This is a genomic window from Anabaena sp. 54 (genome assembly GCF_017355725.1).
GTDB lineage: Bacteria > Cyanobacteriota > Cyanobacteriia > Cyanobacteriales > Nostocaceae > Dolichospermum > Dolichospermum heterosporum.
The window spans coordinates 62,060-84,518 of the sequence record NZ_JAAVWA010000005.1 but is presented as its reverse complement, the minus strand read 5'-3'; the positions used below and the strand labels follow the sequence as shown (position 1 = coordinate 84,518).

At 39.3% G+C, this 22,459-nt stretch carries 22 protein-coding genes and 1 pseudogene; 16 read left to right on the top strand and 7 right to left on the bottom strand.

All coding sequences use genetic code 11. From position 1 onward, the window contains the following. Positions 1-32: 32 nt before the first annotated feature. The 3 genes from secA to HEQ36_RS08070 all read right to left on the bottom strand — a co-directional run bounded on the left by secA (position 33) and on the right by HEQ36_RS08070 (position 4,270). On the bottom strand, positions 33-2,813 hold the full coding sequence (gene secA / locus HEQ36_RS08080) for a preprotein translocase subunit SecA (RefSeq protein WP_053541089.1): 2,781 nt from the start codon (positions 2,811-2,813) through the stop codon (positions 33-35). A 268-nt stretch (positions 2,814-3,081) separates the two neighbouring features. Continuing rightward, positions 3,082-3,618 carry a cytochrome c gene (locus HEQ36_RS08075; RefSeq protein WP_053541090.1) on the bottom strand — a complete coding sequence of 179 codons (537 nt, stop codon included), beginning with the start codon at positions 3,616-3,618 and terminating at the stop codon, positions 3,082-3,084. Positions 3,619-3,895: 277 nt separating this feature from the next. Then, positions 3,896-4,270, bottom strand: coding sequence for a cytochrome c (locus HEQ36_RS08070; RefSeq protein ID WP_053541411.1), 375 nt, complete (start codon positions 4,268-4,270; stop codon positions 3,896-3,898). Positions 4,271-4,699: 429 nt separating this feature from the next. Here HEQ36_RS08070 and petG point away from each other — a divergent pair, with 429 nt between their 5' ends. Further along, a complete protein-coding gene (petG, locus tag HEQ36_RS08065) occupies positions 4,700-4,813 on the top strand; it encodes a cytochrome b6-f complex subunit V (RefSeq protein ID WP_015078754.1) in 114 nt (37 codons plus the stop codon). 199 nt (positions 4,814-5,012) lie between these two features. On the opposite strand, the gene rsmD is transcribed toward petG, so the two are convergent. Together rsmD and hisH are read right to left on the bottom strand one after the other, a co-directional pair. After that, positions 5,013-5,591: a 16S rRNA (guanine(966)-N(2))-methyltransferase RsmD gene (gene rsmD / locus HEQ36_RS08060; RefSeq protein WP_168635695.1), complete on the bottom strand. Its 579-nt coding sequence runs from the start codon at positions 5,589-5,591 to the stop codon at positions 5,013-5,015. A gap of 66 nt (positions 5,592-5,657) precedes the next feature. Then, on the bottom strand, positions 5,658-6,293 hold the full coding sequence (gene hisH / locus HEQ36_RS08055; RefSeq protein ID WP_168635694.1) for an imidazole glycerol phosphate synthase subunit HisH: 636 nt from the start codon (positions 6,291-6,293) through the stop codon (positions 5,658-5,660). 66 nt (positions 6,294-6,359) lie between these two features. Here hisH and HEQ36_RS08050 point away from each other — a divergent pair, with 66 nt between their 5' ends. The 3 genes from HEQ36_RS08050 (at position 6,360) to HEQ36_RS08040 (ending at position 8,853) form a co-directional block, all read left to right on the top strand. Then, entirely contained in the window at positions 6,360-6,938 is a 579-nt protein-coding gene (locus HEQ36_RS08050) for a peptidase C15 (RefSeq protein ID WP_168635692.1), read from the top strand. A 38-nt stretch (positions 6,939-6,976) separates the two neighbouring features. Further along, positions 6,977-8,335, top strand: a complete 1,359-nt coding sequence (locus HEQ36_RS08045) for a DUF3370 domain-containing protein (RefSeq protein WP_168635690.1) — start codon at positions 6,977-6,979, stop codon at positions 8,333-8,335. A 380-nt stretch (positions 8,336-8,715) separates the two neighbouring features. Beyond that, a complete protein-coding gene (locus HEQ36_RS08040; RefSeq protein ID WP_168635688.1) occupies positions 8,716-8,853 on the top strand; it encodes a hypothetical protein in 138 nt (45 codons plus the stop codon). Positions 8,854-8,987: 134 nt separating this feature from the next. Here HEQ36_RS08040 and HEQ36_RS08035 read toward each other — a convergent pair whose 3' ends face one another. Then, the gene (locus tag HEQ36_RS08035) at positions 8,988-9,920 is read right to left on the bottom strand and encodes an NAD-dependent epimerase/dehydratase family protein (RefSeq protein WP_168635687.1); all 933 of its coding nucleotides are present in this window, start codon (positions 9,918-9,920) and stop codon (positions 8,988-8,990) included. Between the two features lie 293 nt (positions 9,921-10,213). Between HEQ36_RS08035 and HEQ36_RS08030 the strand changes: the two genes are divergently transcribed. The 12 genes from HEQ36_RS08030 (at position 10,214) to HEQ36_RS07975 (ending at position 22,275) form a co-directional block, all read left to right on the top strand. Next, entirely contained in the window at positions 10,214-11,356 is a 1,143-nt protein-coding gene (locus HEQ36_RS08030; RefSeq protein ID WP_053541096.1) for a glycosyltransferase, read from the top strand. A 112-nt stretch (positions 11,357-11,468) separates the two neighbouring features. Then, a complete protein-coding gene (locus HEQ36_RS08025; RefSeq protein WP_053541097.1) occupies positions 11,469-12,227 on the top strand; it encodes a sugar transferase in 759 nt (252 codons plus the stop codon). Positions 12,228-12,622: 395 nt separating this feature from the next. Continuing rightward, positions 12,623-13,702, top strand: a complete 1,080-nt coding sequence (gene gmd, locus HEQ36_RS08020; RefSeq protein WP_168635686.1) for a GDP-mannose 4,6-dehydratase — start codon at positions 12,623-12,625, stop codon at positions 13,700-13,702. A 20-nt stretch (positions 13,703-13,722) separates the two neighbouring features. Next, positions 13,723-14,667: a GDP-L-fucose synthase gene (locus tag HEQ36_RS08015; protein ID WP_168635685.1), complete on the top strand. Its 945-nt coding sequence runs from the start codon at positions 13,723-13,725 to the stop codon at positions 14,665-14,667. A 138-nt stretch (positions 14,668-14,805) separates the two neighbouring features. Then, positions 14,806-15,357, top strand: a complete 552-nt coding sequence (locus tag HEQ36_RS08010) for a 5-formyltetrahydrofolate cyclo-ligase (RefSeq protein WP_168635683.1) — start codon at positions 14,806-14,808, stop codon at positions 15,355-15,357. A gap of 157 nt (positions 15,358-15,514) precedes the next feature. Further along, a complete protein-coding gene (locus HEQ36_RS08005) occupies positions 15,515-16,885 on the top strand; it encodes an AAA family ATPase (protein WP_168635681.1) in 1,371 nt (456 codons plus the stop codon). Continuing rightward, positions 16,882-17,520: a retron system putative HNH endonuclease gene (locus HEQ36_RS08000; protein WP_168635680.1), complete on the top strand. Its 639-nt coding sequence runs from the start codon at positions 16,882-16,884 to the stop codon at positions 17,518-17,520. Before HEQ36_RS08005 ends, HEQ36_RS08000 begins: the two co-directional genes overlap by 4 nt. Before the next feature lie 81 nt (positions 17,521-17,601). Next, positions 17,602-18,336 carry a carbonic anhydrase gene (locus tag HEQ36_RS07995; RefSeq protein ID WP_168635679.1) on the top strand — a complete coding sequence of 245 codons (735 nt, stop codon included), beginning with the start codon at positions 17,602-17,604 and terminating at the stop codon, positions 18,334-18,336. Between the two features lie 63 nt (positions 18,337-18,399). Beyond that, a complete protein-coding gene (locus HEQ36_RS07990; RefSeq protein WP_168635678.1) occupies positions 18,400-18,870 on the top strand; it encodes a M67 family metallopeptidase in 471 nt (156 codons plus the stop codon). Positions 18,871-18,903: 33 nt separating this feature from the next. Then, a complete protein-coding gene (gene moeB, locus HEQ36_RS07985; RefSeq protein WP_053541105.1) occupies positions 18,904-20,076 on the top strand; it encodes a molybdopterin-synthase adenylyltransferase MoeB in 1,173 nt (390 codons plus the stop codon). Between the two features lie 469 nt (positions 20,077-20,545). Then, complete coding sequence (locus HEQ36_RS07980) at positions 20,546-21,262, top strand: response regulator transcription factor (protein WP_168635677.1); 717 nt, start codon at positions 20,546-20,548, stop codon at positions 21,260-21,262. A gap of 212 nt (positions 21,263-21,474) precedes the next feature. After that, positions 21,475-22,275, top strand: coding sequence for an endonuclease/exonuclease/phosphatase family protein (locus HEQ36_RS07975; protein WP_168635676.1), 801 nt, complete (start codon positions 21,475-21,477; stop codon positions 22,273-22,275). Here HEQ36_RS07975 and HEQ36_RS07970 read toward each other — a convergent pair. Then, positions 22,270-22,383 (bottom strand): annotated as a pseudogene (locus HEQ36_RS07970) (type II toxin-antitoxin system HicB family antitoxin); the annotation flags it as partial. The gene HEQ36_RS07975 and the pseudogene HEQ36_RS07970 overlap by 6 nt on opposite strands. Positions 22,384-22,459 lie beyond the last annotated feature (76 nt).

Here is a 22,459-nt window from a genome sequence, read left to right as displayed (position 1 = left end):
AACTCTCTGCGTCTCCGCGTGAAAATATTACCTTAAACCATCTCAGCAGTTTGCTGCGCTTGAGGCTGGAACATAAACAGAGAATAAACCACATCACGGCGGATATTCACCATCATATCCAAGAACAACTCATAACCCTCACTCTTATACTCAATCAGCGGGTCTTTTTGCCCATAACCACGCAAGCCAACCGACTCACGCAAAGCATCCATTTGTTGCAGATGCTCCCGCCATAAAGTATCTATGCGTTGGAGAATAAAGAACCGTTCCGCTTGACGCATTAAACCTGGTTGAATTTGGTCAATTTGCGATTCCTTCATATCATAGGCAATTCGCGCCTGTTCATGGAGGAAAGCCTTAATTTCCACCACCACCATATCCTCCAATTGGCTAGACTGCATATCAGCCAACAGGTAAACAAACTCCTTCACCTTATCCACCAACTTATCCAATTCCCATTCTTCCGAAGGTAAATCAGGGTTGATGTAATAATCAACAATGTCATCCATCGTTTTTTCCGCGTATTTAACCACCTGTTCCTTCAAGTCTTGACCTTCCAATACCCGGCGACGTTCCGCATAGATCGCCCGACGTTGGTTATTCATCACCTCGTCATACTCAAACACCTGTTTACGGATGTCGTAGTAATAAGTTTCGACCTTTTTCTGTGCGCCCTCTAAGCTGCGGGTTAACATTCCCGACTCAATGGGCATATCTTCTTCCACTTGAAACGCATTCATCAAGCCGGCAACGCGATCGCCCCCAAAGATTCGTAATAGGTTATCCTCTAAACTGAGGAAAAATCTGGTAGTTCCTGGGTCGCCTTGTCTTCCCGCCCGTCCGCGTAATTGATTGTCAATCCGTCTTGATTCGTGACGTTCTGTTCCAATAACGTGCAAACCGCCACGTTCCACCACTTGATCATGTTCGCGGACAGTAAATTCTTCATATTCATGCTTAACCTGCTGGTAAGCTTCCCGCAACTTCTGAATTACCACATCATCTGTCGGGGCTTTTTCCGCCGCCACAGCCACCTTATCTTCTGCTTCCAACTCCGGTAAACTCCGTTCACCGTAAGCCTTAACAGCCACCTCTACAGCCGCTTTTAAAAGCTGTTCTGTTTCCTTGGTTAATTGAGTGGGAAAAATTTCTGGAGAAGCCCGCCAAGTTTTCACCTTTTTACCAGGAACAAAGCCTTGTCCACCACCGCTACCACCCATAGGTAGTCCCGAAGCCCTTTGTACGCCAAATTCATCATCTTCAGGGCTGACAATGCGGGGCATAAAGTATTCCCGTAGTTTCAACCGCGCCATATACTCGGAATTACCACCCAGGATAATATCTGTACCCCGTCCTGCCATGTTGGTAGCGATAGTTACAGCCCCACTGCGTCCAGCTTGGGCAATAATTTCCGCTTCCCGTTCCACATTTTCTGGTCTAGCGTTAAGCAACTCATGGGGAATATCTATTTCCTTGAGGAGTCGGCTGAGAAGTTCGGATTTTTCGACACTGGTTGTCCCCACTAACACAGGTCTACCATTTTCGTGCATTTCAGCACATTCTTTAGCGATCGCTCTCCACTTCCCTGGTTCAGTCTTAAACACCATATCAGACAAGTCTTCCCGTCTTCTAATCCGGTTAGTGGGAATAATCGTGACTTCTCGTTTGTAAATCTTTTCAAATTCTACCTCTTCCGTTTTCGCCGTTCCCGTCATTCCCCCCAACTTGGGATACAGCAAAAATAAGTTTTGATAGGTAATTGTCGCCAAAGTTTGGGTTTCTGGCTGAATTTCTACGTGTTCCTTCGCTTCAATTGCCTGATGCAACCCATCACTCCACCGTCTGCCCGGTAATACCCGACCTGTAAACTCATCCACAATCACCACTTCATCATTGCGGACAATATAATTTACATCCTTGAGAAACAATTCCTTAGCTTTAATCGCATTAAACATAAAATGCGCCCAAGGGTCTTCCGGGTCAAATAAATCTGTCACACCCAACTGATTTTCCGATTCAGCAAAACCCTCATCTGTCAAGAGAACGTTACGATCCTTTTCATTAACTTCGTAATGCTCATCTTTTTTGAGACTAAAAGCAATTTCCGCCGCTTGGAGGTATTTTTCTGTCGGTCTTTCCACCTGACCAGAAATAATTAATGGAGTTCGCGCCTCATCAACTAAAATCGAGTCTACCTCGTCAATCACACAGAAATTAAACGGACGTTGCACCACCTCAGCCATAGATGTAGCCATATTATCCCGGAGATAATCAAAGCCAATCTCGCTATTGGTGACATAGGTAATATCACACGCATAATTTTTTTGGCGCTCGCTGGGGGTCATAGTGGACTGAATTAGCCCCACACTTAACCCCAAAAACCTGTGTACCTGACCCATCCATTCCGCGTCCCGACGCGCCAGGTAATCATTCACAGTAATTACGTGGGCGCCCTTACCAGTCAGGGCATTTAAATAACTTGGTAAAGTCGCTACCAAAGTTTTCCCCTCACCAGTTTTCATTTCGGCAATTTGTCCGGTATGCAGAATTATCCCACCCTGTAATTGCACATCAAAATGTCGCAATCCTAAGACACGCCGCCCCGATTCCCGAACCACAGCAAAGGCTTCCGGTAAAATATCATCTAGAGTTTCGCCTTTAGCCAACCGTTGTTTAAACTCGACGGTTTTAGCTTTTAACTGTTCATCAGATAGCGGCTTAATATCTTCCTCTAAGAGGTTAATTTCTGTAATGTAAGGTTGGTATTTTTTAAGTTTACGAGCGTTGGGATCGCCCAACAAAAGTTTTAGCATGGCAGTTTATAGAATTAAATCAAGAGGAATGGAGATTAAAGCTTTGGTTATTCGATTATAGACACTTAATGTAACCCAGCCCTTTTGCTTATGGATGGGTGTAAAATGAGAATTTACTCAAAAACCGAATGAAAGCAAACCTGTCGCCTTTATACAATCATAGATTTCAATTAATATCTTAATATTTAAACTGCTTCATTAGTCAGTCGTCAGTTGTCATTAGTCAGTTGTCAGTTGTCATTAAATTATTTCTCCCTGCCCCCTAACTCTACTCCCATTCTGCACTGAGGCTGCGGAAATTATACTTATCAGCCCCAATATGACAACTTACACAACTACTCATAGTTACAGGTTTGGGTAATTTCACACTGGGATGCAAAGCCTTAAAATAACGAGAGTCCTTGAGACGATAGGGTGTTGCTTCCTCTTGTAGTTGTACACGGGAAAAAGTGTAAAGATATTTTGATACCAAGAAATGTGAAACCTTATCTAAGGGCTTAATTTGTGCGCCATAGTGCTGGGAGTCCTGTAAAAGATTTTTCCAAGTTTGGCTAGGAAATACAGCAGGTGGTAATGCGATGTGACAAGATGAGCAGTTTTCTAAATACAGTTCTTGTCCTGGTTGATATTGTGCTGGTATGACATCAACAGTCCCAATTGAGTCCACCGGGTTTGCACTGTGGGCGCTAGTGGCGAATCCCAATATCCAGCCTATAGCCACACTCCAAGCAAAAATCACCAGCATCACCATAAGTAGTTGGCGTTTTAGTCGGCGGTGGGATTTACTTTTAACTAAATTTGGCATAAAGTTCTCAATTTACTTTTGCGTTGAGAAATGGTTTTTTATATGAAAAATCTTATAAAAACTTTTAATCAAACGTCTGGACATCCAAGAATATAGCAATCTCTAGAATTGTACTCCTTCTTCTTTCTCCCGTAATTATGCACAACTAAGTAGGTGAACACAATAAAACCAAACTGTGTAAAGAAACGTAAAATCGCTGAAAACTTCTTTACTCTTGCCTCTTGCCTCTTGCCTCTTGCCTTGCTATGACGACAATTTTCAACGCCAACCTACTTATTCATAGACTTTCTAGATAGCTTAAAAGGTCTGCCATTTCTTGGATACTGGGCTGGAATTTTGGCATGGGGGGAGTTTCCCCACTAGTTACTTGATGAATTAGTCCATAGCGGGATTTATATTTGGAGATTTCACGTAAACTTGGACCAACTAGTCCGGTTGCGTCTAAACCATGACAGCCAGCACAGTTGATTTGAAAAATAGCTTTCCCCTGGACTGGGTTGCCTTGACGGGATAGAACACTTTTAACATAAGGATCGGAGGCTTTGACGATCTCAATCCCAAACAGGATCAATGGGAGGGCTATCAGTATCGCTACGATGAAGATAACGATCTGTTGAATGAGGGTTTCAGGTTTGATTAGCTGGTTATCCAAAAGGTTTGCTTTGACAATGTGCAAGTTTTCATTTCCTACACATAGCTTAAAATTTCTTGATGGTGTTCGCAAGTACAAATGATAATTTTTATCTAGTATTTATATTTTAATCTATATTCGTGATACAATCAGATTGTAAGCAAAGACATTAAAAACCTACCGGGGGACTCTCGGAAAGTTACGCTTGTCAGAGATGATTCTGCCAGTAATGGTAAACAGAATCAGGGCAAGAACCCAAATATTGAAGGAACCCTGCCTGAAGCTGGGATAACTGAGAGATATAGACTGAAACTCTCTATAGAATTCCCGCGTCTTTGGACCGGGGAGTGTCAAATTTAAAGCTACTATGGAACGCGGGATTAATGCAAAATTTGGTAAAATGAAAAACAGGAATCAAATCTTTCAATAATTGCAACAAGGAGCTTTACAGTGGTTGAACCCCTACTATCAGGTATTGTGCTTGGTTTAGTTTTTGTGACTTTAAGCGGTTTATTTTACGCTGCTTATAGACAATACAAACGTCCCACCGAATTGGGCGGCTGATATTGATTGATGAGTTGGGAGTGAGGAGTATTGCCTTTACCATAGACCTCTTGCCTCAGTCCTAACACCCGCCTCAGAATTCATTCTGAGGCTAATAACAGAAGTCTTCTAAAGAAGACTGCTAAAGTGGACTTTGGGTATTAGCCCGGAACTATGGCTTACGCCACGCTACGTTATTAGTTCTGGGTGGTTAATTAGTCTATTGATTCTGAACTTCTGCAACTCCTGACTCCTGAATTCTTTCTTGATAAAATGTCAAAGCGGTTTTACCATAGCTTTTTTGACGACAGATTTCCCAGTTGGGGATGGTTAGTGGTGTCCAATCTTGGTAACGATGTTCGACTGCTATTTCTCCCTGGGAATCTAAAAGCTGATATTGAGCGATCGCTTGTAATACTGATTCATATAATCCACTAGTATAAGGTGGGTCAAAATATATTCTGTCAAATTTTTGACCTGATAATTTTTTTAACTGTTGAGTAATATTTCCCCGTAATAGCTGAAATTTCTGTTCTGGTTTGGCTACCTGTTGCCAATTTTCTTGGATGATGGCACAGGCTTGACTTGATTGTTCAATGCCAATCACGACACTGGCTTCTCTGCACAAAGCCTCCGCACCCATAGAACCACTACCGGCGCACAAATCTAACCAGCGACAACCACTGATTCTCCCCTGCCAAATATTAAACAATGCTTCCCGGACTCGCGCACTGGTAGGTCTGGTATGTTCACCTGGTAAAGTTTTAAGCAGACGATTCCCGTAAATTCTTAGACTCATTACTTAATTGATCATTAGATATTCAACTTTGAGTAAATAAACACCTGAAAATATTGCAAACTTTTGTTAAGCAAAAACTTTTTCACGGACTTGAGCCACAAAATTAGATAGAATTTGCAATCCCACATTTGATGATTTTTCAGGATGGAATTGGACAGCCATGAGATTTTCATGAGCGATCGCTGCTGTAAAACTTTGATCACCATGAGTCACAGTCGCAGCCTGCACTTGGGGATTTGTCGGTTCAACATAGTAAGAATGCACAAAATAAACCCAAGGATCTATAGGTAAATGTTCCCATAAAAGGTTTTTTGGCTGGTTGAGTTGGAGTTGATTCCAACCCATGTGGGGAATCGTCACCCCCGGTTCAGAACGAAACCGGCGGACTTTTCCTGGCACAATTCCTAATCCTGGTAAAGTTCCTTCGGCACTGGATTCAAACAAAATTTGTAATCCTAAACAAATACCCAGGAACGGTTTACCAGAGGCGATCGCATCTTTAATCGGTTGTTCCAAACCACGCGATCGCAAATGTTGTACCGCCGGATCAAATGCTCCCACTCCTGGTAAAACTATAGCATCTGCTTTTGCCAACTCTTGAGAACAATAAGTAACCAGAGGAGTCGCCCCAGCTTTTTCTAATCCTTTGCAAACAGAGTGCAAATTTCCCATATCGTAATCAACAACTGCAATCACTGCCATTTAGCTGCTCCTTGTAAATTTATGAGGGAGGGCTTTTAATTATTCTAATTCTAATTATTATTTATAATGCAAAAAAAAATACTATTAACTTCTTTTGACATTTGGTTAAGCCAACAAGAGTCAAATTCATCCGATGACTTGTTACTCGCACTAGCCAAAATGGCTTCACTCCCCCATGATTTAAATTTTTTGCCCCGTTTACCTGTAGACGTGCAACTGGCAAGTTCCCGCGTCATTGCCAAAATCAATGAACTCCAACCAGACTACATTATTTGTTGTGGCATGGCGGAAACTCGTTCCCAATTAAGCGTAGAAGTCCTTGCCCGTGGTACAGGCATCTTGCCTGTAAAATCTCCAAATTCTCTCGACATCTTGCCTCAAGAGTCTATAAATTCCCCTGAAAATATTTTCCAAACCAGCGTTGATCTCGAAAAATTATTAGTCCAAACAGCAGCAGTTGAGATCAGCTACGACTGTGGTAAGTTTGTCTGCGAGGGACTTTATTATAAAGTATTGGACTATTTACACCAGTTCCAACTGTCAATTAAGTGTATTTTTGTTCATGTCCCAATTTTAAATCCAGAAAATTCGCCAGAGATAATTGCCGATTTCGTTTTGATCATTAACAACTTGGCACTTCTCTAGAGAGATTAACGTCTGTTTAAACAAATTTACTCAGTATTATGTTGCCACTATTACTTGCTTTCACCCTTGCTCAAGCTGTTCCTGCCACGCCACCACCAGAAGAAATATTACAAATACAATCAGTCCGTCCTTTACCGGGAAAATTGGATTCATTACCAGTATTTAACAGCAATAGTCCAGAACTGGTATCAGAAGAAGGAATTTTACTTTCTACCTTTCCAGAAACGGGAAAAAAAGTCCCATCAGCCCATTTAGATTTTCCCTTGCGCGGACAGTTTGATATTTTTGCCCATCATATTGCCAAAGCTGACCCACCGGAAAATTTACGTTCTTTGTATTTGGGCATCATCTTACATAACCCTGGTTCTCAACCAGTGACAGTAAATATATTGCAAGGTGCGAGTTATTTAAGTCAACCAGATGCCCCGTTTAAGGAAATAGCATCTTTAATTCCCAATGACTTAGGCACAGTTTTTTCTGGTCCTGGGAGTCGGGTTATGTCTGATATTTTGAGAGGGAAAAGACAAGATATTTTTCCTCCCCAAATTGTTATTCCCCCAGGGGAAAGCCAGATGTTATTAAATTTACCCATTCCCGTTCAAGGATTAACACCCCCTTTAAATGGTCGGTCTACATATTTACGACTGCGAAGTAATGGTAATGTTTATGCTGCTAGTTTAGCGATGTTTGCCCGCATAAATACTGACAGTAGTGAACGTGCGCCGAATTTATCAGAATGGCAAAATTTATTAGATAATGGTGAATTATCCACACCCAGAGATAAAGTCCCCACACCCATCACAGGAAACAACAAACCGACAATTTACGGGCGTGTAGCCGGAGTATCCAAGGGTTCTCGATGGTTAGCAGACATAGTAGATGCCCCAAAAAGCAAGTATTTAACCATTCCCCAACCTGGTGCAGCCTTTTCCTACGGTTTGAGTACCTTACATGGAGGAACATTAGGCACAAATCAAATTCAAACCGCACCCATGTTAGTCCGCTATCCTGACACCGCTTATTACGCTCATGGTAATTATGGGACTCAATATAGTCTCAAGTTACCTTTATACAACAATACTCAAAATCCACAAACTGTGAGTGTTGCGATTCAAACTCCACTCAAAGAAAATCAATTAAGTAAACCTGGACTCCGCTTTTTCAACTTACCGACTCGTCAAATCTTTTTCCGAGGAACTGTACGCTTGCGTTATCAAGATCAGGGAAAATGGCAAAATAAATTTGTACATTTAGTTCAGAAGCGCGGTGAATTAGGAGAACCATTAGTCTCATTAGATATAAAACCAGGAAATACATCTTTAGTCCAAGTAGACTTTCTGTATCCACCAGATGCTTCACCACCACAGGTTTTAACTGTGTCAACTCAAGCCAAGTAGTTCAACATCACCAAGTCGGATCCCCGACTTCTTTAAGAAGTCGGGGATCTTTTGAAGACTTCTAAGAAGATGTTAGCAAAGTTAAAAAATGAGTAAAAAAGCTATCAGGGTATAAATTAACATGAATTGTAAATTTCAGGATATTTTCATAGCAATTGCCAAAAATTACTAATTTAACGAAGTTAAGGACAATTGTCTCAAGTTAATTTTTTTTCACATAAGGCTACAACCAAGTTGTACAATGATTGCCAAAATTGTTATTGAAGAACTTTGCTTAACTTCGTTAAATTCGCACATACTATCGAGAATTTGAGCAATAATGAAGCTCTTCAGATTAAACTTCAGTGTCTAATCTAAAATTCTTTGTTAGGATAACGAAAATGAGTATAAAAAGAATGGAATTGGCTAAACAAACTGCAAGAAAGCATCAAGAAAATATCCAAAAAATCCTAGAACATCGCTTGCAAGTAGCGAGAACGCAGGATGGATATCCTGATTCTGACAATTTACCTAACTAGCAACTTACATTAATATCATTGAAGGCAGAGCCTTCTAGAATTCATTCCCAGTCTCTGACTGGGAATGAGATGACTTGAGTTGTTTGCGAGATAGATGTTTTCCGTTAAGTTGACACCATTTTACCCATTACTCATTACGTGGCGTTTAAAATCTCATCATCTACAGAAAAATCAACTTCTTTTTTATCTGCACCAGTCGCTAAATAGTCATTTTCTAAAGAGTCTTGCAAACCAGAAATTAAATCATATTTAGGTTGCCAATTTAATTCTATTTGCGCTTTATTCACCGATGCAAAGAAATGCTGCACCCGCATGGGAAAAGCCTTGCGTTTACCGAAATCAAACTTTTTCGGATCATAATGGACAATTTTAATATCATCAGCAGACTTACCAACAGCCACAGCACAAGCGCGGGCTAAACCGTCGAAAGTGACAAAGCGATCGCCCGAAATATTATAAATCTGTCCAATTGCTTGATCATTCCCAATTATCTGGGTCATCGCTTGAGCTAAATCCCAGACATGACCAAGCTGAGTGATGTGCATTCCATTTCCGGGAATACAAATCGGGCGATCGCGCACAATTCTATCAAAAAACCAACTTTCCAAAGGATTATAATTTTGCGGTCCGTAGATATAAGTAGGACGAATAGAAGTAAAGGGGATTCCCAACTGCTTGAGGTAAGCTTCCGTTTCATGTTTACCCTTGTGACGACTCTTAGGATCAACAGCATCCCCTTCTAAATGGGGCATTTGGTCAGATTTGAGGTAAACACCCGCAGAACTCATATAAACAAAATGTTTGACCCGTCCTTGAAAAATTTCTGCCAGAGGTTGTGTATCCGTTAGTTCCCTACCATTATTGTCAAAAACGACATCAAAACTTTCTGGTGCTAACTTTTCTTGAAGTTGAGTTGAGTTAGTGCGATCGCCTATAATTTGTCCTACCCCCGCAGGCGCAGCATGATTACCACGATTGAACAAAACCACGTCATGTCCATCCTTAATCAGCAGTTGAGTCAAATACACGCCAATAAACCGAGTTCCACCGATAACCAGAATCCGCATAATTTTCTAATTCCTGAATAAAAATCACCCTTATTTGTAGAGGTTATCAGGTTGTAGTATCACTAGAGGAACATCTTTTGGTAGGATTATATCTTCTATTCAATCTAGAGATTTTCTGACTTCTGGATCACAGTGAGGAATATTTAATATAGCGGTATGCAGTTGGATGAGAACATAAACTTGTCATAGAACTTAGGCAGCACAAGACTTTAAACTCTGTCACCTGTCACCTGTCACCTGCTATATCACCTCATTAAAATAGCCTAATTACCTTCCACCCATTCAACTTAACCGTGTCCCTAGAATATGCCTTAGTTCATGAGTGGTTAACCCCTCAAGCCACAGGAGGTTCAGAACTCGTAGTCCAGGAAATATTAAATCACATTGACGCTGATTTATACGCCCTGATAGATTTTGAATCCAGCAATCCAGAAAGTTACCTGTACAAACGTCAAATTGGCACAACGTTTTTACAGAAATTTCCCCAAGCCCGTCAAGGAGTCCAAAAATATTTACCCTTATTACCCTTGGCTATTGAGCAATTGGATTTGCGAGAATATGAAGTCATCTTATCTTCATCTCATGCTGTAGCTAAAGGAGTCTTAACCACCCCTAATCAATTGCATATCTGTTATAGCCATAGCCCCATGCGCTACGCTTGGGATTTAACCTTTGATTATCTCAAGCAAAGCAAACTAGGGCAAGGAGCAGTCGGCTGGATCACCCGCCAAATCCTCCATAATTTGCGGCAATGGGACGTAATTAGTGCCAATCGAGTAGATTACTTCATTGCCAACTCTCAACACACAGCCAGACGGATTTGGCGTTGCTATCGTCGAGAAGCAACCGTCATCTATCCACCAGTCAACCTAGATGAATGTCTCTTTTCCTCGGAAAAAGAGGATTTTTACCTGATAGTTTCTCGGTTAGTTAGTTATAAACAAGTTTCCTTAATTATTGAGGCTTTTAATCACCTAAAAAAACCCTTGATCATTATTGGCACAGGTCCCCAAATGAACAAACTACGGGAAATAGCCCAACCACATATTCAAATCTTAGGATGGCAACCCGATCATATCGTCAAAAATTATATGTCCCGTGCCAAAGCCTTTGTTTATGCAGCTTGCGAAGACTTTGGCATTGCCCTAGTTGAAGCCCAAGCTTGTGGAACTCCCGTAATTGCCTATGGTGCAGGTGGTGCATTAGAAACAGTTAGAGATATTCAGACACATCCTGATACAGGAACTGGTATATTATTTAAAATCCAAACAGTAGGAGCTATAGTAGATGCCGTAGAAAAATTTGTAGATCATCAGCATTTATACAATTACGAGTATATACAAACACACGCTAATCAATTTTCTCGCCAGGTTTTTGCAGAACGTTATCTAGGTTTTGTGAATGAATGTCGTGAAAAAGGAGTTTACCAAAAGTAAACATCGGCCTTTTGTATTTATTTTCTGAGAAGAGTGCAAATTTTTCCTCAAAATTACTGCCTTTTAGCTTTAAGATTGGGACTATGTGTGGTGTGGATTATAAAGGAGTATGATGACTGCCCAGAGTTCACTCCTCTCCGGCAAGCGATACCCGCGGAAGGATAACGGTACATCTGTGACTGTTTTATCAAAACGTGGTCAAAAAGTTAAACAGCCAAAGGTGAAATCCAGAAGTTTATCTTTTGAGGGTTTATACGGAGAGTTTTTTAAACGACTGTTTGATATAGTTTTTTCATTGTCGGTCTTGATTTTGTTTTCTCCCATCTACATGATATTGGCCTTATTGATAGCCATAAGCTCAAAGGGTCCGATCTTTTATGTTCAAGAACGGGTGGGCAAAAACTACCGCAGCTTCAATTGCATTAAGTTTCGCACCATGGTCAACAATGCTGACGAAATTCTTGTCGAAATGATGGCTACATCACCTAACCTCCGAGCAGAATTTGAAGACAATTTTAAGCTGAAAACAGACCCAAGAATCACTAAAATTGGTCACTTTTTGCGAATTACCAGCTTAGATGAATTTCCCCAATTTTGGAATGTTCTCAAAGGAGATATGAGTGTAGTTGGTCCAAGACCTTTAGTAGCGGAAGAATTAATCAAATATGGTGATTATATCAATCATGTTTTAACGATTCGTCCTGGAATTACTGGTTTGTGGCAAGTATCCGGGCGTAATGATATTCCATATCCTCGCCGGGTGCAAATAGACCTCCATTATGTCAATTTTAGGAATTTTTGGCTCGATTTGTGGATTATCCTCAAAACAGTTAATGTTGTCATCATGCCCAAAAATAAAGGAGCTTACTAAGTAAGTACAACAATTCCCTCTTATGGGGCAACATTATGCCCCAAAAACTATTTTCGATAGCAGGCAATAGGCAATAGGCAATAGGCAATAGGCAATAGGCAAGAGTGAAGAGGGTTTGGGCGATTTTACTTTTCTTTACACAGATTGGTTTTATTGTGTTCACCTACTTACACACTTTAGTTTTATTCTGTTCACCTACTTAAAATCAGGAATACTAATTGACATAACCCTATAATTATTTGTTAAATTGTTTTTTAACCAAAATATTTGTTGAACCTGATTTAATAGCGACTAAATATTTGCAGCCTGACTATTGGGCAGTTATGTCACTTAACTGCTAATTTATATCAGACTGTTTGTAATCTTCAACTAAAAACAACAAGGCATCACCAAGCATGACACAAAGAAAACGAGCTTTAATTACTGGTATTACTGGTCAAGATGGTTCTTATTTAACTGAACTGTTACTAGAACAAGGTTATGAAGTACACGGAATTATTCGCCGTACTTCCACCTTTAACACAGACAGAATTGATCATATGTATGAAGATCCTCATAACGAGGGCGCAAGGCTATTTCTCCACTATGGTGATTTGACAGACGGAACAACACTGCGGCGGATTTTAGAAGAAGTTAAACCTACAGAAATTTATAATTTAGGCGCTCAATCCCACGTCCGGGTCAGCTTTGATTCACCTGAATATACAGTAGATGCTGTAGGTATGGGGACATTACGGTTATTAGAAGCAATCCGCGATTATCAACACCGTACTGGGATTGAAGTCCGCTTCTATCAAGCTGGTTCTTCGGAAATGTATGGTTTGGTGCAAGCAGTTCCTCAAAGTGAAACCACACCTTTTTATCCCCGCAGTCCCTACGCTTGTGCTAAGGTGTACGCTCACTGGCAAACCATAAATTACCGCGAATCTTACAATTTATTTGCTTGTAACGGTATTCTTTTTAATCATGAATCTCCAAGACGGGGCGAAACATTTGTTACCCGCAAAATTACTAGAGCCATAGCCCGCATTGTTGCTGGTAAACAAAAAAATATCTTCATGGGTAATTTGGACTCCAAGAGAGATTGGGGCTATGCGAAAGATTACGTCAAAGCTATGTGGTTGATGTTGCAGCAAGAGCAACCGGATGATTATGTGGTGGCTACAGGTGAAACCCATTCAGTGAAGGAGTTTCTGGAGTTAGCATTTAGTTATGTTAATCTCGATTGGCAGAAATACGTAGAATTTGATCAACGTTATCTGCGTCCTGCTGAAGTGGATTTACTAATTGGTGATCCCACTAAAGCCCAGCAGAAATTAGGCTGGCAACCATCGGTAACATTTAAAGAACTGGTTGCGCTAATGGTGGAAGCTGATTTACAAGCTGTGGGTTGTACTTCCTCCAATGGGAATGGTGGAAAACAAATTCAAGATATTGCTACTACCCGTCAAGAATTCGGATCTCTACACTTTTAATTCAGATCAAGGATAATAATATGACAGCCTTAGAATTAGAAAATAAACGAATTCTTGTCACTGGTGGGGCGGGTTTTCTCGGCCGTCAGGTGATAGATCAATTATGTCAGCATGGCGCTAACAGTGAGAAAATTACTGTAACGCGATCGCACGACTGTGATCTACGAGTATGGGAAAATTGCCAACGGGCAGCAGATCAACAGGATATTATCATTCACCTAGCTGCCCATGTTGGTGGCATTGGTCTAAATCGAGAAAAACCCGGTGAGTTATTTTATGATAACTTGATCATGGGGACTCAGTTAATTCATGCAGCTTATCAACAGGGGATAGAAAAGTTTGTCTGTGTAGGAACTATTTGCGCCTATCCTAAGTTTACCCCTGTACCATTTAAAGAAGATGACATCTGGAATGGTTATCCAGAAGAGACTAACGCCCCCTATGGAGTGGCGAAAAAAGCCCTGTTAGTGCAACTGCAATCTTATCGTCAGCAGTATGGGTTTAATGGTATTTACCTGTTACCTGTAAACTTGTATGGACCTGAAGACAACTTCAACCCCAGCAGTTCTCATGTAATTCCCGCTTTAATTCGTAAAGTGCAAGAAGCCCAAACTAGGGGAGAAAAGCAACTTCCTGTTTGGGGTGATGGTTCTCCTACCCGTGAGTTTTTGTATTCTACGGACGCAGCACGGGGAATAGTCATGGGAACACAGTTTTATAATGATGCTGAACCCGTCAATTTAGGAACTGGTTACGAGATATCCATTAAAGACTTAATCACCCTGATTTGCGAATTAATGGAGTATGACGGGGAAATTGTTTGGGAAACCGACAAACCCAATGGTCAACCCCGACGTTGTTTGGATACGGAAAGAGCAAAACAGGCTTTTGGTTTTACTGCTGAGGTAGAATTTAGAGAAGGCCTGAAAAATACTATTGATTGGTGGCGGAAAACCGCTACATAAGAGTATCTCGTTCCCAGTCTCCGACTGGGAATGCTTCATAGAGTCTCTGACTCTAGTATATATAGAAGGCAGAGCCTTCTTAATTCATTCCCATACAGAGTATGGGAACGAGGGAAATCTAAAATCTAAAATCTAAAATTGTCACAACTAACTAAAAAGGAATTGCGACGGGTTTTACTCCAAAAACGTCAGTCTATGACATTATTAGAATGGCGGGGGAAAAGCGATCGCCTCACCACCAATATCCAAAACTCGGTTATATTTAATCAAGCAAATACAATTCTGGCTTTTTTTAGCTTTCGTCAAGAACCTGATATTAGCTCGCTATATACCAACACTAACAAACGTTGGGGTTTTTCCCGTTGTGTTGATAAATCTCTAGTTTGGCATTCTTGGCAACCTGATGACACAATTAATATCGGCGCTTATGGGATTACAGAACCTCACCACGAAGCACCGATAATTGACATTGAGGAAGTAGATTTAATTATTGTTCCCTGCGTGGGTTGTGATGTCCAAGGATACCGCTTAGGTTATGGTGGGGGATATTATGACCGTTTGTTAAATTCTCCCGGTTGGGAGACGAAAGCGACTATAGGAGTAGTTTTTGATTTTGCTTATTTATCTCAATTACCGGTTGATAGTTGGGATAAGCCTTTAGAAAGGGTAATTACAGAAAATGGAGATTGAAGATGAATGAACCACAGAGGCACAGAGGTCACAGAGAAATGAGGGTTTGAGAGATGTTTTGCGTAAGTCCTGATTTTATTAAATCGGAAATTTTTGATAAGATAAAAATATCATCTTGTTGGCGATTTGAATTTACAATTATATTCAATTTATAAATATGCGTATTGAAGAATTACATTTACAAAACTTTCGAGGTTTTCGAGAACTTAAATTAACGCTTCCCTCTGATTTGGCTGTGTTTATTGGAGTCAATGGTTCAGGTAAATCATCTATTTTAGATAGTATTGCTATATTTTTATCTCAATATGTATATCAATTAAGATCAGGGGATAAATTTGATCTAAAAGATGATGATATTAACATCAATTCAAATACAGTTTCAATATCTACTCTTGTTAAAGTTGACTCACAGAATAAGTTGGACTGGAAAATTTGTAAAAAGAGAGATAAAACTCAATTGGAAATATACACGAAAGAAATTGATAATTATGCTAAAGAAACCATTTCAAAATTAACAGATAGTAGTGATGATTTAAGCAATTTTTTGATTGAAAATTCGATCATAGAAACTGATGATAATTATAATCATTGTCCTTTGCCAATTATAGTTTATTATCAAACAAACCGAATATTTATAAAATCTTCAGCCATCAATGAGATGAGTGAGGAAGAAAGAGAAAATACTTACGGAAGTCGGCTTATTGGTTATCAAAAAGCCTTTTCAGGGAATATAAATGATTTTAGAGATTTCTTATATTGGTTTAAAAAAGAAGAAGAATATGAAAATGAAGTTAGATTAAGAGAAGATGCCAATTTTAGAAATCCACGTCTTCAAATCATAAGAAAAGTATTAGAAACATTTTTAGAAAACTTTCCTAATGCGGAATTTTCCGATTTACACATAGTGCGTGCAAATTCTAAAAGAGAAGGTGGTATTCGTCGTTTAAGTAAACCTTCGTTAGTTATTAAAAAAAATGGTGAAAACTTCAAACTAGATCAACTTTCCGACGGGGAAAAAACCTTACTAATGATAGTGGTTGATATCGCAAGACGGTTAGCAATTTTAAATCCTAGTATTAATAATCCTGCCGAACTGCTAGAAAAAGGAACAGGAATAATATTAATTGATGAAATAGATTTACATTTACATCCTCAATGGCAAAGAATTGTCATTCCGAGTTTTAGAAAAACATTTCCCAACTGTCAATTTATTGTTACTACTCATTCTCCTCAAGTTTTGAGTGGAGTCAACCGAGAAAACGTATTTATTTTAGAAGATTCAGAAATCGTAGAAACACCACATACTTTTGGTAGAGACAGTAACTCAATTCTTTCTGAGGTTATGGGTGTGGAAAAAAGACCTGTGAAAATGCAGGAAAGAATAGACAAATGTTTTGAAATGATAGATAATGATAACTTAGAAGAAGCTAAACTAGAACTGCAAAAGTTATCTGAATCATTGGGAAATAATGATCCAGATATGATTCAAGCTTATACACTTATTGACTTTTTAAACAGGGTAGAATGAAACGCATTATCAAAGGTTATGAACCTCCATGTCTTTTACAATATCGTCAAATAAATGGGGCAAATTATGACGGATATAGTCCAAAAAAGTCTTTAAAAGAGGCATTATTGACTGAACAAGGTTATATCTGTTGCTATTGTATGCGACGAATATCTGAAGAGAATATGGAAATTGAGCATTGCGAACCACAAAGTAAATATCCAGAATTACAAATAAATTATAAAAATCTCCTTGCTTCTTGTTCAGGTAATCGTGGTAGTAAAAAGGATAATCAGCATTGTAATCCAAGAAAAGGCGATGCAGAAATAACTATTAATCCATGCGATTCTACTAAAAATTGTGAAAATTATATCAAATATAGTTCTACTGGAAAAATTTTTTCTGATGATGAAACTATCAATCATGAACTAAATGAAATTTTAAATCTTAACCTTCAAACTCTCAAGGATAATCGTCAAACCAAATTATTTACTGTAATTAATGCGTTAAATAAAAAATTCCCTAATAAAACTTGGTCAAAAGAAGCTATCAAAAAGAAACTAGAGGAACTTAGTAGCAAAGATGCAGAAGGCAAATATACTGAATATGTCCAATATATTGTTTGGTATTTAAGCAAAAGATTAAATAACCCTTAAACCGTGTAATAAGGTACTCTCACATCATGATCAAATCTGATATCTTCTGTAAAAATTATGTAGAAGTTATCAGGTGGAGTCATGAGTAAAATTAACGGATTTGTAGATCGTCGTAAATTCTTAAAATTCGTAGGTTTAAGTACCTTGAGTATGGGTACTTTGACTGCTTGTAATGAAATCATTACTAACCGTTCAGAAATTACAATTCCTGAAAATAATCCTAATCCTAATCCAGTGAGTGCAGAGGAAGCAAAAAGAAGATTAATAGCAGGAAACAGAAGATTTGTTAATCAAAATCGTCAATATCCCAATCAATCAAAAAGACGTTTACAATCAGTTTCTAAAAAACAGTATCCTTATGCAGCAATATTAGGATGTGCAGATTCTCGCGTACCTCCAGAAATAATTTTTGATCAAGGATTAGGAGATTTATTTGTCGTGCGTATAGCCGGTAATATTGCCAGTAATGAAACTGTTGGGAGTTTAGAATATGCTACTGCTAATTTAGGAACACAATTAATAGTTGTTCTAGGTCATAAAGGATGTGGTGCAGTATCAGCAGCAATTGACAATCAACCAGATGATGGTAAAATTAACTCTGTAGTTGATGGCATTAAGCCAAGTTTGTCTCAACCTCAAAGAACAAGAAGTAATATTAATGATGATAACAATCCAGTGATTAATAATATTGAATACCAAGCTAGGAAATTGCAGAATAGTTCACAAATTATAGATAGATTAATCCGTGATGACAGATTAAAAATTATCGGTGCTTACTATGATATTAATACTGGTAAAGTTAGATTTTTAACTTGATATTTATTCCTCTTTTTTTCTTTATCTGCGTTTATCTGCGTTTATCTGCGTTTACAAGCTACCATGAATCTTCAACTCAAAACAAATCATATAGAAATTATCAAAAATCATGCACAAAAAACCTATCCAGATGAATGTTGTGGGCTAATTTTAGGTTATAAAAATAGTGAATATAAAATTGTAGTAGAAATCATCCCCACAGAAAACATCTGGAATACAGAAAAAGGCAATTTTACAGAGGACCAAAAACATAGTACCAGCAGAAGATATGCAATATCGCCCCAAGTCATGTTACACACGCAAAAAGCAGCGAGAAACCGTAATTTAAATATTATTGGCATCTATCATTCCCATCCTGATTCTCCAGCTATTCCTTCAGAATGGGATAGAATATACGCTTGGCCAGAATACTCTTATGTGATATCATCCGTACAAAATGCTCAAGCTGGTGAACTGCAAAGCTGGACTCTTGATGACAACCACCAATTTCAAGCCGAGACAATTGAACTGATAAAATTAGCAAATTTAAGTTAACATTAATACTCCGCGCTGATTCCTACAACTGCTATGCTAAATCCCAACCTGGATGAAATCCAGTTGACGAAAGACGACTACGAACGCTATTCCCGCCACTTAATTTTGCCAGAAGTGGGCATGGAAGGGCAAAAACGCCTAAAAGCCGCCAGTGTACTCTGTATCGGTACAGGTGGACTAGGTTCACCATTACTGTTATATCTTGCAGCAGCAGGTATAGGCAGAATTGGTATTGTTGATTTTGATGTTGTGGACACCTCTAACCTGCAACGTCAAGTTATTCACGGGACATCCTGGGTAGGTAAACCCAAAATCGAATCAGCAAAAAACCGGATTCATGAAATTAACCCCCATTGTCAGGTTGATTTGTATGAAACCCGTCTGAGTGCAGAAAACGCTTTAGATATTATCCGTCCTTACGATATCGTAGTTGATGGCACTGATAACTTCCCAACGCGGTATTTAGTCAACGACGCTTGCGTATTGTTAGATAAACCCAACGTCTACGGTTCTATCTTCCGTTTTGAAGGACAAGCAACCGTCTTTAACTATGAGGGTGGTCCTAACTATCGTGACTTGTACCCCGAACCACCACCACCAGGAATGGTTCCTTCTTGTGCAGAAGGTGGAGTGCTGGGGATTTTACCGGGAATGATTGGCATTATCCAAGCTACGGAAACAGTGAAAATTATTCTGGGCAATGGTACTACCTTGAGTGGTAGGCTGGTGCTTTATAATGCCTTGGATATGAAATTCCGGGAGTTGAAACTGCGTCCTAACCCCATCCGTCCAGTTATTGACAAGCTAATAGATTACGAACAATTCTGTGGTATTCCCCAAGCCCAAGCTGAAGAAGCGAAACAGCAAATGGAAATTCAAGAAATGACTGTGAAGGAGTTGAAGGCGTTATTAGATGGTGGGGCAAAGGATTTTGTGCTGCTAGACGTGCGTAATCCTCATGAGTATGAAATTGCGAGAATTCCTGGTTCTGTGTTAGTCCCTTTACCAGATATTGAAAATGGTGATGGTGTGGCTAAGGTGAAGGAATTACTCAATGGACACCGTTTAATTGCTCATTGTAAACTGGGTGGACGTTCCGCGAAAGCCTTGGCTATCTTGAAGGAAGCGGGGATTACTGGGACAAATGTTAAAGGGGGAATTAATGCTTGGAGTCAAGAAGTGGATGCTTCTGTTCCTCAGTATTAATCATTTTTTTTCAGGATTGTTGATCATGTTTAGCTTAAACCTATAACTATCTCCAGTCCGATGTTAACAGCAAGATACCCGATATTTTAGATAGTTGGGTATCTTGTGATGATGTATATAGAGGCATCTATTTTAGTTATTGATATAATTTATACAAAAAAATCTTTAAAAAATACCAAAATTGTCCATTACTTATACTTCTTTTAAAGTGTAAGATGTCTAAAGTTTGCACAAACTTCATGAAAAATTTAGCCATAACAGTTTCCAGCTAGAAGAGGACATCCCCTAATCATAAAACATGGCTTGAGCAGAATGTGGTATTACCCTTGCTGCTTGATTTAGATACTAAAAGACTTTTCGCTTTCCTGCTATCAATAAACAGGGATTGAGGGTAAATTTACTTTCAAAAACTCAACTTGAGCAGTACCTATCGTCACAGCAACTTGCCGAAACAATAATATATTGCATTATGGATACGCTTTCCACAACTAAGTCTAAGATTCTGATTGTAGATGATGATGTCAGTGTCCGTAACCTGATTCAGCGTTTCTTGAGTCGTAAATATGAGATAGAATCAGCCGCGGACGGTAAAACGGCTCTTGTTGCTTTTGAAAAATTAAATCCGGCTTTAGTGATTCTTGACTGGAATTTACCAGATGCAAATGGATATAAACTGTGTCAAGAGATGCAGAGCCGTACTAATGCTTTGGTAATGATGCTTACTAGTCGCAATGATGAAGCTGATAAGATCAAGGTTTTAGCTGCCGGTGCGGATGATTTTTTAACTAAACCATTTAGTTTGGGTGAGGTGGAAGTTAGGGTGGAAGCACTATTAAGGCGTGTTCGCTATATTCAGCCTAGTGTTTCACAACGTCTCACTTTTAATCAGTTGTCTATTAATTCGGAAGCACGGGAGGTTACACTCAATAATAAGGCTTTGCCTTTGACTGCTTTGGAGTTTAATATTTTACATTTTCTGGCTACCCATCCTAGACAAGCATGGAGTCGTACTCAATTAATTCAAAAGATTTGGGGGTGTGATTATGTGGGTGATGGGCGCGTTGTTGATGTGCATATTGGTCAATTACGCAAGAAAATGGAGGCTGATTCTAGTATGCCGGAGTTTATTAAGACGGTACGGGGTTATGGCTATAAGTTTGATCCACCTGAAAATACCACAGTTTAAATTTGGCGAAATATGATGGTTGTGATGGCTTAACAATTTGCTCAAATCTGGGCTTGATGAGATGATTTAGGTGATTAATCGGTAGATATTGGGGCTAAAGTCTGTCAGGGAGTCGTATCTACTCAAGCCTCGGATAAAACCTTTAATTTTTTGCTTCTATAGGATATTCTCTGGTTTAGGAACAACTGCACTGTTAGCTTTAAAAAATATATATGCAAATTACTCTAATGACTTTTAACCTCCGCTATGATAAACCAGATCCTGGGGTGCGTCAGTGGAAAAAGCGTGTAGGGGCGATCGCTTCTTTAATTCAACATTACAAACCGGATTTGCTGGGTACACAGGAGGGTAAATCTCATCAACTGGCGGATTTACAGGCGCTCTTACCTGAATATAACATTATTGGGGGCGATCGCACTGGGACAGGAACGGGTGAACATTGTGCAATTTTCTACAACCCACAATGTCTGAAACTTCAGGAAACACAGGATTTTTATCTCAGTGATACTCCAGAAATTCCTGGTAGCATCACTTGGGGAACTCGTTTACCACGTATGGCTACTTGGGCTAATTTTGAAGTTGCTAATCCTGGTCTATCTTTAACTATATTAAATACCCATCTAGATCACGAAAATGCCAAATCTAGGGAGTTAAGTGCAGCTTTAATTAGTCAACGGTTGGCGGAATTTCCGTTAAAAAACTACTTACTGCTAACGGGGGATTTTAACGCTAATCCTGATACTCTAGAACGGCAAATTTTTCTATCCCCTTTAGCTAATGGCAAACAATTACAAGATCCTTTAGAGACTCTGCCTCTAGAACAACAGAAAACTTTTCATAATTTTACGGGTCAAGCCTGGGATGCTATTGATACTATATATTGCGATCGCTGCGCTGACCAAAGGTATCGCTCTTTCTCAGTAGAACAAGTCATTATTGATCGTCAACAGTGGGAAGGGGTGTGGCCTTCTGACCATTTTCCAGTGATTGTAAAATTAACAATAGTTTCATGATTTGAACTGTGTAGGTGCAGGAATTTTTCGACCTAACTCTTGAGCAGTTTCTATCCATTCCTGCATAATAATTTCTATATTTTGCAGTGCTTCTTGATAAGTTTCTCCCTAAAGTTACAAGTTCAAAAGCGATCGCACATCCCCAAACATGAACTGCTTGCAGCAGCACTTCGCTATCGCACAT

Bases quoted from the DNA above. Each gene is read 5' to 3' on its own strand.
- secA (WP_053541089.1), bottom strand. From the start codon at position 2,813: ATGCTAAAACTTTTGTTGGGCGATCCCAACGCTCGTAAACTTAAAAAA.
- HEQ36_RS08075 (WP_053541090.1), bottom strand. From the start codon at position 3,618: ATGCCAAATTTAGTTAAAAGTAAATCCCACCGCCGACTAAAACGCCAA.
- rsmD (WP_168635695.1), bottom strand. From the start codon at position 5,591: ATGAGTCTAAGAATTTACGGGAATCGTCTGCTTAAAACTTTACCAGGT.
- hisH (WP_168635694.1), bottom strand. From the start codon at position 6,293: ATGGCAGTGATTGCAGTTGTTGATTACGATATGGGAAATTTGCACTCT.
- HEQ36_RS08050 (WP_168635692.1), top strand. From the start codon at position 6,360: ATGCAAAAAAAAATACTATTAACTTCTTTTGACATTTGGTTAAGCCAA.
- HEQ36_RS08045 (WP_168635690.1), top strand. From the start codon at position 6,977: ATGTTGCCACTATTACTTGCTTTCACCCTTGCTCAAGCTGTTCCTGCC.
- HEQ36_RS08040 (WP_168635688.1), top strand. From the start codon at position 8,716: ATGAGTATAAAAAGAATGGAATTGGCTAAACAAACTGCAAGAAAGCAT.
- HEQ36_RS08035 (WP_168635687.1), bottom strand. From the start codon at position 9,920: ATGCGGATTCTGGTTATCGGTGGAACTCGGTTTATTGGCGTGTATTTG.
- HEQ36_RS08025 (WP_053541097.1), top strand. From the start codon at position 11,469: ATGACTGCCCAGAGTTCACTCCTCTCCGGCAAGCGATACCCGCGGAAG.
- gmd (WP_168635686.1), top strand. From the start codon at position 12,623: ATGACACAAAGAAAACGAGCTTTAATTACTGGTATTACTGGTCAAGAT.
- HEQ36_RS08015 (WP_168635685.1), top strand. From the start codon at position 13,723: ATGACAGCCTTAGAATTAGAAAATAAACGAATTCTTGTCACTGGTGGG.
- HEQ36_RS08005 (WP_168635681.1), top strand. From the start codon at position 15,515: ATGCGTATTGAAGAATTACATTTACAAAACTTTCGAGGTTTTCGAGAA.
- HEQ36_RS08000 (WP_168635680.1), top strand. From the start codon at position 16,882: ATGAAACGCATTATCAAAGGTTATGAACCTCCATGTCTTTTACAATAT.
- HEQ36_RS07995 (WP_168635679.1), top strand. From the start codon at position 17,602: ATGAGTAAAATTAACGGATTTGTAGATCGTCGTAAATTCTTAAAATTC.
- HEQ36_RS07990 (WP_168635678.1), top strand. From the start codon at position 18,400: ATGAATCTTCAACTCAAAACAAATCATATAGAAATTATCAAAAATCAT.
- moeB (WP_053541105.1), top strand. From the start codon at position 18,904: ATGCTAAATCCCAACCTGGATGAAATCCAGTTGACGAAAGACGACTAC.
- HEQ36_RS07980 (WP_168635677.1), top strand. From the start codon at position 20,546: ATGGATACGCTTTCCACAACTAAGTCTAAGATTCTGATTGTAGATGAT.
- HEQ36_RS07975 (WP_168635676.1), top strand. From the start codon at position 21,475: ATGCAAATTACTCTAATGACTTTTAACCTCCGCTATGATAAACCAGAT.